The sequence below is a fragment of the Variovorax sp. P2_H12 genome, assembly GCF_056403395.1.
The window spans coordinates 1-384 of record NZ_JBFUFO010000284.1; the positions used below are offsets into that span (position 1 = coordinate 1).

The 384-nt window shown below is 70.1% G+C and carries 1 protein-coding gene; it reads right to left on the reverse strand.

Annotated elements, in window-relative coordinates; translation table 11 throughout:
• Window positions 1–22 precede the first annotated feature (22 nt).
• Window positions 23–384, reverse strand: a 362-nt coding sequence (locus AC1DYK_RS36170; RefSeq protein WP_478170651.1) for a PepSY domain-containing protein, incomplete at its 5' end; no start/stop codon positions are given.

Consider the following 384-nt stretch of genomic DNA (forward strand, 5'->3'; position numbering starts at 1 on the left):
TGGGGTCTTCCGGGCTTCGGCGCTACGCGGCGCGGCCTGGCCGGGCGAGCCCAGCTGCCACGTCCAGGACGAGGAACCCGATCAGCGTGATCCCCAGAACGGGCAGTGCCCAGCCGAGGGCGACGACGGCCGGAACGCCGATGATCAGCACCGGCAGGGGCAGCTGCCGCCACGTACCCCGTGCCGGAGCCTTGCCGAAGACCGCCGCGCGGTCGTCACGCATGGGGCGCCGCTGCCACCACATGCGGTAACCCCACACGATGACGAAGATCAGACCGAGCGCGATCAGCGCCAGCAGGATCTGGTTGGCGAGACCGAAGAGCAGGCCCATGTGGCCTTGGACGCCGAGCTTGCTGAGCTTGGCCAGGGCGGGATAGTCGGACC